Source organism: Devosia sediminis, from assembly GCF_016411825.1.
GTDB lineage: Bacteria > Pseudomonadota > Alphaproteobacteria > Rhizobiales > Devosiaceae > Devosia > Devosia sediminis.
In genome coordinates this window covers 16862-28982 of sequence record NZ_JAEKMH010000001.1, presented here as the reverse complement: position 1 = coordinate 28982, position 12121 = coordinate 16862, and the positions used below count along the sequence as shown (strand labels likewise).

At 65.6% G+C, this 12121-nt stretch carries 12 protein-coding genes; 7 read left to right on the top strand and 5 right to left on the bottom strand.

Annotated elements, in window-relative coordinates:
* The first annotated feature begins 12 nt into the window (after positions 1–12).
* Genes JEQ47_RS00145 through JEQ47_RS00115 form a run of 7 tightly spaced genes read left to right on the top strand, consistent with a single transcriptional unit; the run spans position 13 to position 7490 of the window.
* Positions 13–1518, top strand: coding sequence for an ABC transporter substrate-binding protein (locus JEQ47_RS00145; protein WP_198874366.1), 1506 nt, complete (start codon positions 13–15; stop codon positions 1516–1518).
* 50 nt (positions 1519–1568) lie between these two features.
* On the top strand, positions 1569–2585 hold the full coding sequence (locus tag JEQ47_RS00140) for an ABC transporter ATP-binding protein (protein ID WP_198874365.1): 1017 nt from the start codon (positions 1569–1571) through the stop codon (positions 2583–2585).
* On the top strand, positions 2566–3597 hold the full coding sequence (locus JEQ47_RS00135; protein ID WP_198874364.1) for an ABC transporter ATP-binding protein: 1032 nt from the start codon (positions 2566–2568) through the stop codon (positions 3595–3597). The genes JEQ47_RS00140 and JEQ47_RS00135 overlap by 20 nt, the downstream gene beginning before the upstream one ends.
* Positions 3594–4499, top strand: a complete 906-nt coding sequence (locus JEQ47_RS00130) for an N-acetylglucosamine kinase (RefSeq protein WP_198874363.1) — start codon at positions 3594–3596, stop codon at positions 4497–4499. Before JEQ47_RS00135 ends, JEQ47_RS00130 begins: the two co-directional genes overlap by 4 nt.
* Before the next feature lie 4 nt (positions 4500–4503).
* Positions 4504–5193, top strand: a complete 690-nt coding sequence (locus JEQ47_RS00125) for an N-acetylmannosamine-6-phosphate 2-epimerase (protein ID WP_198874362.1) — start codon at positions 4504–4506, stop codon at positions 5191–5193.
* On the top strand, positions 5190–5888 hold the full coding sequence (locus JEQ47_RS00120) for a GntR family transcriptional regulator (RefSeq protein ID WP_198874361.1): 699 nt from the start codon (positions 5190–5192) through the stop codon (positions 5886–5888). The genes JEQ47_RS00125 and JEQ47_RS00120 overlap by 4 nt, the downstream gene beginning before the upstream one ends.
* Before the next feature lie 9 nt (positions 5889–5897).
* Complete coding sequence (locus JEQ47_RS00115) at positions 5898–7490, top strand: FAD-dependent oxidoreductase (protein ID WP_198874360.1); 1593 nt, start codon at positions 5898–5900, stop codon at positions 7488–7490.
* Between the two features lie 43 nt (positions 7491–7533).
* Here JEQ47_RS00115 and JEQ47_RS00110 read toward each other — a convergent pair whose 3' ends face one another.
* The 5 genes from JEQ47_RS00110 to JEQ47_RS00090 form a co-directional block, all read right to left on the bottom strand.
* On the bottom strand, positions 7534–8220 hold the full coding sequence (locus JEQ47_RS00110) for a response regulator (protein WP_211201579.1): 687 nt from the start codon (positions 8218–8220) through the stop codon (positions 7534–7536).
* Positions 8221–8231: 11 nt separating this feature from the next.
* Positions 8232–9533, bottom strand: coding sequence for a sensor histidine kinase (locus JEQ47_RS00105; protein ID WP_198874359.1), 1302 nt, complete (start codon positions 9531–9533; stop codon positions 8232–8234).
* Between the two features lie 478 nt (positions 9534–10011).
* Positions 10012–10866, bottom strand: a complete 855-nt coding sequence (locus tag JEQ47_RS00100) for a sigma-70 family RNA polymerase sigma factor (RefSeq protein WP_198874358.1) — start codon at positions 10864–10866, stop codon at positions 10012–10014.
* 50 nt (positions 10867–10916) lie between these two features.
* Positions 10917–11393 carry a carboxymuconolactone decarboxylase family protein gene (locus JEQ47_RS00095; RefSeq protein ID WP_198874357.1) on the bottom strand — a complete coding sequence of 159 codons (477 nt, stop codon included), beginning with the start codon at positions 11391–11393 and terminating at the stop codon, positions 10917–10919.
* Between the two features lie 111 nt (positions 11394–11504).
* Positions 11505–12086 (bottom strand): DUF6506 family protein, encoded by a 582-nt coding sequence (locus JEQ47_RS00090; protein WP_198874356.1) that lies wholly within the window; start codon positions 12084–12086, stop codon positions 11505–11507.
* Positions 12087–12121: the final 35 nt, after the last annotated feature.

Sequence of the window (12121 nt, the reverse complement as noted above, 5' to 3'; positions counted from 1 at the left end):
AAGGAGAAAACAATGAACCATGTGTCCAGGGATATATTCAGACGAACGATCCGGGGGCTCGCCCTCGCGGCAGCGCTGGCCATGCCATCGGTGGCGCTGGCCCAGTCCGCCGACGTGCTGCGCATCGCCAATCCGGTCGCCGTGACCTCGCTCGACAGCTTTGGCGCCCAGTCGGCCGATCAGCCCACCATTTCGGTGATGCAGCAGGTGCTCGAGCCCCTGGTCATCCGCAAGGACGGACAGTTGCAGCCGCTCTTGGCCGCAAGCTGGGAGAACCCGGACGAGCTGACCTGGCGCTTCCACCTCAACGAAGGCATCACCTTTGCCGATGGCAGCCCGCTGACCAGCGCCGACGTCAAGGCATCGCTGCAGCGTCTGATCGACGGCAAGGGCCCCCTGTCCGGCCTGTGGGGCGCCGTCGAGGCCATCGAGACTCCCGACGACCTGACCGTCGACATCAAGACCAATACCCGCCTCGGCACGGTTCTCAGCAACCTATCGATGCTCGGCATCGCGCCGGCTGCTGCGCTGGAAGACCCGAACTTCTTCAACGCGCCCTTCGGCACCGGCCCCTATCGCGTCGCCGAATTCACGCCCAGCCAGTTCGTGGCGCTCGAACGCAATCCCGAATATCGCGGCGAGCCCGCACCGACAGCCCGCCTTGAATATCGCTACATCCCGGAAGTGTCGGGCCGCATCACCGCGCTCGAAAACAACGAGATCGACGTGACCTGGGGCCTGCCGCCCGACCAGGTCGCACAGGTGCGCGACAGCCAGTCTCTGACGGTGGAATCCTTCCCTACCTTCGGCAATTACTACATGTGGTATAACAGCTCCCGCGAGCCGTTTACCGATGTGCGCGTTCGCCAGGCCATGTGGCACGCCATCGACATGGAAGAGATCAAGACCTTCCTCTTCGACGGCACGGCCGAAGTCGCCAAGGGTCCCATTCCGCAGGACATTTTCGGCGCCGCGGAGCAGACGCCCTATGCCTATGACCCGGAAAAGGCGCGCCAGCTCCTTGCCGAGGCCGGCTATCCCAACGGCTTCACCACGACCATGATGTGGAGCAGCATGTGCTGCACCAATATCCGCGAGTTTGCCGAGACACTGATCAGCTACTGGGCGGCCGTCGGCATCCAGGTCACCCCGCAGGAACTGGAACGCGCCACCTGGCTCGAAAATCTGCTGGCCCTCAATTGGGACTCGACCCTGGCCGAAGGCAACACCATTACCGGTGACGCCGATTTCACCCTGGCCCGGCTCTATCTCTCGACGGCCAATCGCATGGGCTACGCCAATCCCGAACTCGACGAGCTGCTGCTCGCCGCCCGCGCCGAGATCGACCAGGACAAGCGGGCCGAGCTTTATGCCGAGGCCGGCAAGATCATCTGGGACGACGCCGTCGGCATCTTCCCGCTCGATATGATGATGCACGCCGTCTACCGCAACGAGGTCACCGGCTTCGTCCCCACCCCGACCGGCATGCCGCGCTTCGACACCGTCAGCAAGCAGTAAGCCTACCCGGCGCAGGCCTCCTGCCTGCGCCGACATTCCCGGAGTTCGCCGTGCCCCCTGCCACCCCATCAGAGAGATGCCTTACGGTCAGCGACCTAGCCGTCGGCTTTGCCGCCCGCGGTGGCACGATCCTGGCGCTCGAAGATATTTCCTTTCACGTCGATGCCGGCGAAACACTGTCGCTGCTGGGTGAATCGGGTTCGGGCAAGTCCGTTTCCGCGCAGGCCATCATGGCGCTGCTGCCCGATACGGCCGTCGTCTCCAGCGGCACCGTCCGGTTCGATGGCAAGGACCTTCTCGCCTTGCCGCGCCGCGAGACCCGTCGCCTCTGCGGCACCGAAATGGGCATGGTGTTTCAGGATCCGCTGACCGCCCTCAACCCCGTTTTCACCGTCGGCGACCAGATCGCCGAACTGTTCCGTGTGCGCCAGGGCCTTGGCCGCCGCGCCGCGCGCGAAGCTGCGGCCGACGTGATCGATACGGTCGGCATTCCCGACGCGCGCCGGCGCCTCGGCAACTATCCCCACCAGTTTTCGGGCGGCATGCGCCAGCGGCTCGTCATCGCCATGGCCATCGCTCTCAAGCCACGCCTGTTGATCGCCGATGAGCCGACGACCGCGCTCGACGTTACCGTGCAGGCCCAGATCATGGATTTGCTCGGGCGGCTTCAGCGCGAGCACAACATGGCCATGCTGCTGATCACCCACGATCTCGGGGTCGTCGCCGACGTCACCGATCGGGTGGCCGTCATGTATTCGGGCCGCATCGTGGAGACCGGCGATGTCCGCCGCGTCTACGACCGTCCTGGCCATCCCTACACCAGGGGCTTGCTGGCTTCGGTGCCGGCCACAGCCGGCGGCGGCAAGCATCAGCCGCTCGCCACTATTGGCGGCCTGCCGCCCAATCCGCAGCGTCGGCCACAGGGATGCACGTTCCACCCGCGCTGCCCCTTTGCCCAGGACATCTGCCGGACGGAGCGCCCGCCCATGGTCGATCTTGGAAACGGCCATGGGGCCACCTGTCACTTTGCCCGGGAAATGGTAGCCGATGATCGCCTCTTCGCCTGATCCGCTCGCGCCGCTTCTGGCGCTCGATAATCTTCGCGTCAGCTTTGCCATCCGCTCGCCCATCCTGCGGCGCATCAAGATGCAGGTAGACGCCGTCGCCGGGGTCGACCTCGCCGTCGCACCCGGCAAGACCATGGGCGTGGTCGGCGAGTCCGGCTGCGGCAAATCCACCATGGCCCGCGCCATCGTCGGGCTGGAGCGGCCGACGGGCGGCTCGATCCGTTTTGCCGGAGAAGCCATCGAGGATGCCGATGCCAATGCCCGGCGGCGCCTCGCCCGCGACATCCAGATGATCTTCCAGGACCCTTTTGCGTCGCTCAATCCGCGCAAGACGGTGGCTCAGATCATCGGCGAGGTCTGGGATGTCCATCCCGACCTCACCCCCGAACACGGCCGTGAGCGCGAAATCATCCGCCTCATGGAGCGTGTTGGCCTCAGCCCGGAAATGGCGAGCCGCTTTCCGCATCAGTTTTCCGGCGGCCAGCGCCAGCGCATTGGCATTGCCCGGGCCATCGCCCTGCGCCCTCGGCTCATCGTCTGCGATGAACCGGTCAGCGCCCTCGACGTATCCGTGCAGGCTCAGACGCTCAATCTGCTCGCCGAGCTGCAGCAGGAATTTGGCCTCGCCTACCTGTTCATCGCCCATGACCTTTCCGTGGTGCGTCACATCAGCGACGAACTGGCGGTCATGTATCTGGGCCGCATCGTCGAAACCGGACCGGTCGAGACGATCTACCAGCAGCCAGCGCATCCCTATTCGATCGCCCTGCTCTCGGCCATTCCGGTGCCGCGGCCCTGGGCCGAGGAACGCCCGCCCCGCATCGTGCTCGAAGGGGACGTGCCCACGCCCCTCGCCCCGCCCAGCGGCTGCCGTTTCCACACCCGCTGCTTCATGGCCCGCGACGTTTGCCGCTCCGAAAGCCCCAGCCTGCGGCCGGTGGCCGGGCGCAATGTCGCCTGTCACTTCGCCGAGGAAGCGTTGACCCGCAGCGCCCCGGGAGCAGACGCGTGACCGTCATCGGCATCGACATTGGTCAGTCCGGCAGCCGTGCGCGCCGTTCGGGCTCGAGCGAGGACATGACCGGCCCAGGCTATTGGTCGGCCCCCATTCCCGTACTGGTGCGCGACCTTGTGCAGGCCATTGCTCCCGTCGATGAACCCCTTCGCCTGGGCGTGGGGCTCACCGGCTACGAACCGCAATCGAACCAGGCAAGCGCCATCGGCCAGGCCCTGTCCGAAGCCGGCTTCCGCGCCAGCGTGGTCATCGCCGATGACTGCCTCACCGCATATCTCGGTGCCCTCGACTGCGAGCCCGGCGGCATGGTGATTGCCGGCACCGGCAGTGTCGCCCTGGCGCTCGATCCGGGCCATGCCATGGCCCGGGCCGATGGCTGGGGCAGCGAACTGGGCGATCACGGCAGCGGCTACTGGATCGGCCGCGAAGCCATCCGCCAGGGGCTTCGCCTGCATGACGCCGGCCTCGAAGACGCGCTGGTGGACAGCCTCGTCGATCATTGGGGCCCACTCGCGACCATCGCGTCGACCTGGCGTCGCGATCGCCCCGATATCGAGGCGATCGCCGCTTTCGCCCGTCCGGTCATCACCCTGGCCGGGGAGGGCAATGCCACCGCCACCGACATAGCCTCGCGGGCGGCGCGGCACCTCGCCGAGAGCCTGGCGATGACCATTCAGCGCGCCGGTCTTTCCGAGCGGGCGGTTCCCTACACCGGCCTTGGCGGCATCTTCGCGGCCGGCGCCGCGATCACCACGCCCTTTGTCGAGGCCATGCAGACGCTCATGCCCGCTGCACACTACCGGCCGCCGGAGGCCGATCCGCTCACAGGCTGCATCACCCTTGCCGAAATCAGGCCCGATCCGGTGATGCAGCCGCTCTACGAGACTTTTGGAGACTGACACCATGCTGAACCTCGATACGCTGCGCCACCGGCTGGTCGTCTCCTGCCAGGCCCCGGCGGAGAGCCCCCTGCGTGGCACGGACTACATGATGGCCATGGCGCGCGCCGCCCTTCTGGGCAATGCCGCCGGTCTCCGCGCCGAGGGGCTCGACGACGTGCGCGCCCTCTCCCGGCTGGGCAGACCCGTGATCGGCCTCGTCAAGCGCGAGGAGGATGGCAGCCCGGTCTACATCACCCCCAGCGTTGCCGATGTGCGGGACCTCTGTGCCGCCGGCGCAAGCATCGTTGCGGCAGACGTCACAATGCGGCCGCGTCGCAGCGGGGAGGCGACCCTGGCCCTGGTCGAGGCCGCTCACCGGGGCGGCGCGCTGTTCATGGCCGACGTCGATAGCCTCGCTGCAGCGGGAGAAGCCGTGGCGGCAGGGGCCGACATGGTGTCCTCCACGCTCTCCGGCTACACCGGGCGCGTCCAGTCCGACGAGCCTGACATCGCCCTGGTCAACACCCTTGCCCGCTCGCTGCCGGTGCCGGTTTTCGCCGAGGGCCGTTATCGCACCCCGGAACAGGTTGAACGGGCTTTCGCGGCCGGTGCATTCTGTGTCGTTGTAGGTGGCGCGATCACCGATCCCCTGCAGATTACCAGACGATTCGTGGCGGCCTGTCCGCAACCGGTAGAAAGTCTTCCCGCATGACCAAGACCCGCAAGGCCCGCGAGCACCTGCTCGAACGGATCAAGTCGATGAAGGCCAACGAATTGCTGCCGCGCGAACGCGACCTGGCGCTCGAACTGGACATCAGCCGCTCGGGCCTCCGGCAGGCCCTGAGCGAGCTAGAAAACGAGCGCGTCATCTACCGTGTTCGCGGCAAGGGCACCTATGTGTCGGACAAGCAGATCTCCAAGCACACCTTCATCACCAGCTTTACCCGCGACATGATCGATCGCGGCCTGGTTGCCGGGACGCGCGTGCTCAGTCGTGCCCAGGCGCTGGCGGTAGGCGACGTGGCCCGTGACCTCGATGTGCCCGATGGCACGCTGATCTACAGCCTCCAGCGCCTGCGCCTGGCGGATAGCGAGCCGATGTGCATCGAAAATGTCCAGCTTCCGGCCGAGCTGTTTCCCGATCTGCTTCGGGAGGACCTCGATACCTCGCTCTACAATATCCTGCAGAGCCGCTACGGCATCGAGATCGCCTTCACGCGCCAGACCATCCGCGCCATCGTCGCCAGCGCCGAGCAGCGGCGATTGCTGGGCACGCCGCGAACGGCAGCGCTGCTTGAGGTTACGCGCATTAACTTCGACGCGCGCCATCGCCCGATCGAGCGTGGCGTTAGTATCTATCGTGGCGACCGCTACGACTTCACCTTCAATACCAACCATCAGAACTGAGACATCCCCATGCGCGAGTTGAATGCGGACATCGCCATCATTGGCGGTGGCGTCGGCGGCGTGGCCGCGGCGCTGGCGGCCTGCGAGGCGGGCAAGCGCGTGGTCATGACCGACCCCTATGCCTGGATCGGCGGGCAGTTGACTTCGCAGGCCGTCCCGCCGGACGAGCACCCCTGGATCGAGACTCATGGCTCGACTCGCCGCTATCGCCGTTATCGCGAACTGGTCCGCGCCCACTATCGCCAGTTCTACCCCCTGAGCGTATCCGCACGCGCCGAGACCTACCTCAACCCCGGCGGTGGCTGGGTTTCCCCGCTCTGTCATGAGCCCCGCGTGGCCCATGACGTGCTCACCGCCATGCTCGAACCTTTTGTGGCCCAACAGCGCCTCGTCATGCTGCGCGAGACGCGCGCTACCGCCGCCGTGGTCGAAAATCGCCGCGTCGTGGCGGTGACGCTCACGTCCAAATCCGGCGAAACGTGGTCGCTGTCCGCGCCCGTTTTCCTCGAGGCCAGCGAAACCGGCGACCTCATCGACCTCGCCGGCATTGCCCATCGCAGCGGCACGGAATCGCGCTCGGAAACCGGCGAGCCGAGTGCCCCGGAAATCGGCGACCCCACCGACATGCAGGCCGCGACCATGGTCATGGCGCTCGACCACGTCGAAGGCGACCACACCATCGACCGGCCTGCGGATTACGATCACTGGCGCAGCGTCCGGCCTCCCTCCTGGCCCAATCCGCTGCTCGACTGGCGCTATCCCAATCCGCGCACGCTGGCGCCGGTCACGCCCCGCTTCCGGCCGAACTTCGCCGCCCATCACGAAAGCCACGAGGACGCGCTGCGCGTGCCTGACCTCTGGAGCTATCGCCGCATTCTGGCGCGCGACACGTTCGAGCCCGGCTTTCTCGCCAGCGACGTGACGCTGGTGAACTGGCCGATGAACGACTATCTCGAAGGCCCGGTCTACGGCGTGCCTGACGCCGATGAGCATATCCGCCGCGCCGGCCAGCTCAGCCTCAGCCTGCTTTACTGGCTCCAGACCGAAGCGCCGCGTCCCGATGGCGGCAAGGGTTATCCCGGGCTTCGCCTCCGGCCGGACATAACCGGTACCTCGACCGGGCTCGCCCAGGCGCCCTATATCCGCGAAGGCCGCCGCATCCGGGCCCTCACCACCATTCGCGAGCAGGACATTGCCGTGGCGCAGCGCACCGGCGGCGCCCTGCACTACGACAACAGTGTCGGCACCGGCGCCTATCGCATTGACCTGCATCCAACGACGGGCGGCGCCAACTATCTCGATGTGGCGGCGCTCCCGTTTGAAATCCCGCTGGGCGCGCTGATTCCCGAGGATGTGACCAATGTCGTCGCAGCCGGCAAGACCATCGGCACCACCCACATTACCAATGGATGCTATCGCGTCCATCCCTCCGAATGGTCGATCGGCGAGGCCGCAGGAACGCTGGCAAGCTACTGCCTCGACATGGGATTGGCGGCGCGGGATGTCTGGGCCTCGAAAGCCAGGACCAGCGAATTGCAGGAGCGGCTGAAGCAAGGCGGCAGCGACCTGGCCTGGAACGCGGACGAGCGTCTGCCGGCCTAAATCTTCCCGATGAAATTGCAGCTATCTTCTGCCGATCAATTCCTCAGCCGGGCTGACCGAAGCGGTCAACATGGGCAGACTTTCTCAGCCATGTCAGCACGGCGAGGACGCGGCGGTGGTCGTGTGTGTCGCTGTTCAGTTCGAGTTTGGAGAAAATTTCCGTCGCATGCTTTTCGACGGTACCCAGGCCGATGTTGAGGCGGTTGGCGATGCCCTGGTTTGTGAGGCCCTCCGCCATGGCGCCCAAAACGTCCTTTTCGCGGGAGGTCAGCCAGACCAGCGGGTCCTGTCTTGCGTTGATCAGCGTGCTGACCACTTCGGGATCGAGCACGGTTCCACCGGCGATGATGCGCTCGATGGCATCGTAGAGGGCATCGATGGAAACCAGCCGGTCCTTGAGCAGGTAGCCGACAAAGCCCTGGCCATTGGCAAACAGCTCCTGGGCGTAGAGGCTTTCGACGAACTGGCTGAGGATGAGCACGGGCAAGCGCGGGGTATTGCTGCGCAACTGGATAGCAAGGCGCAGCCCTTCATCCGTGAAAGTGGGCGGCATGCGGACATCCATGATGAGGAGGTCGACCTCGAGCCCCGGCATGGCCGCCAGAAGCTCCGCTCCACTGCCGAAGGCGGCGGCAAGGGTGAAGCCGGCCTCCTCGATGAGCCGGCCCAGCCCTTCGCGCAGCAAAACGGAATCGTCGACAATGGCGATGCGATGCATGGGCGCGGGCACGCGGTTCTCCTTCAGATCGGCACCTGGACAGTGACGCGGGTCGGTCCGCCCACCGGGCTATCGAGCGACCAGGCTCCCCCGAGACCCTCGATACGCTCGGCAATACCGGCCAGTCCATGCCCCGGCACCTGCTTTGCCCCGCCCTTGCCATCATCGAGGATGGTCAATGCCAGGCTCCTGGTTGACGTGTCGGTTCGGCAATCGATGGTAACCCGCTTTGCCTTGCTGTGCTTGACGGCATTGGCCATGAGTTCAGCCACGACGAAATAGACCCCCTGCTGCACGGCTGGCTCGATCTGTGCTGCGGGGTCGATTGCCGTTGTCACCGTCGCGGGAATGGGATTGCGCTCCGCCAGCGCCTGCAAGGCAGCGGCCAGGCCGCGGTCCTGCAAAATCGGCGGTGCGATGCCCCGCACCAGATGGCGCAGCTCGGTCAGTGTTTCTGCCGAGCGGCGCGCAGCGTCGTCGATCAGGCGTGTCGCTGCCTCCGGGTCGCTGGCGATCCTGCGGCGGGCCGAGGCCAGGTCGAGCTGCAGGCGCAGCAATTGCTGCTGGGGTCCGTCATGCAGGTCGCGCTCCAGCCTGCGCAGGGCGCGGCCTTCGGCGGCGACACTTGCCTGCCGGGACCGGCGGAGCCCGGCCATCTGCTCGTCGATTTCCTCGGGGCTGTAGCGGGCCAGGAACAGACGGGCCAGACGATCGTGTACCGAGACCAAGGCATCCACGACCCATGGCAGGGTGACGAGAGCCCCAGCGCAGATCAGGGCATAGTAGGTGTTGACGACCACTTCGTGCAGGAAGGTCGGCAGCGTGCGGACGGCCGGAAAAACCAGTGCCAGGAGCGAGATATCGGCTATCGTCGTCGGCACCCACTGAACCCAGAGCCAGCGGGTGGCACCGACGGCAATTGCCGAAAGCCAGGTGAGTGCCAGGCTGCCGGTGATCGTGCCGAGAAAGAGATAGAGCACCGAATAGGCGATGTAGCTCCACTGATGGCGATCGGTCAGCACCGCCATGATACTGGCGATGAGCCCGGGTTTTGCCGACCGGGGCCAATCGGGTGGCTCGATCGGCACGGCCCCAGTCCACGCCAGGCGTTCCAGTTCGAGCAGGCCGAACCAGCGTGACAGGGTTGCGGCGACGACAAGAATGACAAAGCCGATGCCCAGGACGAGAAGGCCCGCGCCCAGCGAGATCAGGGTGATGACAAGGGTCGGCACGGTCACCGCCAAGGGCAGCGCAGCCAGGAGGAAAAGGCTTTGCCGCGGCACCATGAGCCAGCGTTGGCGATTGAACAGCGGATTGGCCGGCACAGCGGGTCCCTGAGGCGAAGAGTGAGTGCTATGATACTTCGAGTCCATCACACTTTCCTCAACGCTGCGACCATGCACGCTGCCAGCGGGGCAGCAATGCGACGCAACACGCGGCAAAGCCGCTGGCGGCCTGTTTTGTCGGCCAGAATACCGGACAAGCACACCATCCCTGCCAGCTTGTGTGGACAGTATAGGTCCCGTCTACCCTGCGCAGCTCACAGAGCCGGAGCACAACCACTATCAGGACGCGGCTCGGGCGAACGTTGATCGCAAGGGGCTGACCGTGGAAACGGACCTCTTCAGGGCCGGGCAGAACTACCAACATGGCGGCGATCGCAAAGGGTTGTCGCATGGCAAAACCTCGTTTCAGGCACCGGCAGGATGGATCATCCCGCCGGAGCGCAGAACCGGGCTGGCCATGGCATGTCTCTGGGGGTTTTCCCCCAGACCAGCAGATGCCGCAGCCATTGCCTAAACCTCAGCGCAGCGCACGAATGGTCATTTCGGCGATGAACTGGGGATCGGCAATGGCTTCGATGGCGGCGATACGGTCGCCCGAGAAGGTGACGCGGAGCGCCAGAGCCACAGTGCCGGTCGGGGCGATGATGATCCCCGGATCCCCATCGACCATGGCCAGTTCCGCGGTCCGGGCGCGACCGCTGAAAAAGTGAGCGACGGCTTCGGCACCGTGAAGTCCCTGTTCGGCCCCGAGCCGCGCTGCGACATCGTCGAAGTTGAAGCTCACATCGGGCGCAAGAAGCGCAATGAGGCCGGGCAGATCCCCCTCTTGCGACGCCCGCAGGAAGGCAGAGACGACAGCCGCGCGCGCGTCGCGATCCGGCGTCGCCAGCGGCCCCGACTGGACGCGGCGGCGGGCCCGGCTCGCCAGTTGTCGCGCCGAAGCGGAGCTGTGACCGAGTATGGTTCCGATGGTATCGAAGGGCACGTCGAACATATCATGGAGGATGAAGGCCACGCGCTCCGCCGGATGCAGCCGGTCGATCACCTGCGCCATTGCATCGCCCACGGCATCGGCGAGATCGCGCGCCGCATCAGGCAGATCGGTGATGGACACGATGGTTCCCTCGATGGGTTCGAGCGCCTCCTCGCCACGCCGCCTGCGGCTGCGCAGCCGGTCCAGGCAAAGACGGCTGACCACGGTCGTCAGCCAAGCGCCGGGATTGTCGATGGCGCCGTCATTGCCGGAAAAGCGCATCCAGGCATCCTGCACGGCATCCTCGGCGTCGCCGGAAGATCCGAGCAGGCGCCTAGCAATGCTGAGAAGGCGCGGACGGTTGGTTTCAAATTCACCGAGCATGGCGGCAGAGATCATCTTGCTCCTTCGCAGGGGCCGGCCGCGACGCCGGCCCCCATGGTTTGGCTTCAGGCAGCGGCGGCAGCCGCCTTGAGGTGGAATTGCTGCCGGGTAGCGGCATTGAGGCGGTTCCAGAGATTGGTCGTCGCGATCTCGAGAAGCAGCGCCGCCAGCTCTTCCTGGGTGAAATAGCGGCCTGCTTCGGCCCAGAGCGCGTCGGAAACCATCTCGCCACTGCCGACCACGGTCACCGCCTCGGTCAGTTCGAGCGCCACCTTCTCGGCCGGCGAAAAGAGGCTCGAATGGCGGAAGGCGGCGACAGCATAGAGGCGGTCTTCGGTTTCTCCGGCCTTGCGCGCTTCACGGGAATGGAAGCTGACGCAGTAGCTGCAACCATTGAGCTGGCTGGTGCGCACATGGGTGAGCAGCACGAGCTTGGGCTGGATATTGCCGGTGCGCGCGGCGCCGAGCGCCTGGCCCAACGAGATCAAGGCGGGGCCGACATTGGCAATGGCGAAGGCGGGGTTCTGCATGCGCTGGGTCATTCTGGTCTCTCCTGGTTTGCGGTGCCATCATTGGCTCGCTGCCTCCTTGACGCCGGCGGAATGAGACTTGTGACAGCGACGCAGAAATTTTCGTCGCAGAGCCGTTTTTTTTCAGGAAGTCAGAGCGTCGATGGCAAAGCCGCCGCTGCCGATGGCAGCCCTGCCCTCGGCCGCGTTGATGACCATGGCGATGTCCCCGGTTGAAAACCCTCCATAAAGTTCGACCAATAACACATCCTCCGCGACCAGTCGCCGGACGACGTCTGCTGCGGCTTCGGCGTCCTTCACGAAATGGATGGGCGTCGGAATGCTGTGTGGCGTCATCACCTCGGGCGTTTCGCCCGGGCGCGCCGCTGTATCAAGAACCACGAAAGCCTGTTTGGGAATCTCGCCTCGGTTGAAAGCGTCATTGAAGCGCGCCGCCGAAGCAAGGGATTCGATGCCGAAGGTCACCGAGCTGACGCGGGCGCGATCGCCAGTCGCGGCGCGCACGTCATGGCGCACCTTCGGCGAGATGCCTCCGCACAGTTCCACCAATTCGAAACCCGCCTCGACGAGCGAAACGGCAATGGGCGAGACTTCGGACACGTTGTCGACGGCGACAATCAGGCAATCGCCTTCAGGACGCTTCCGCAAAATCCGATCTCGGTCGGGTCTTGCCCCCGGCACCTCGAAGATCACGACCCCTTTCATCAGCCCCTCCATCACGCTGCCATCATGTGCGGCAC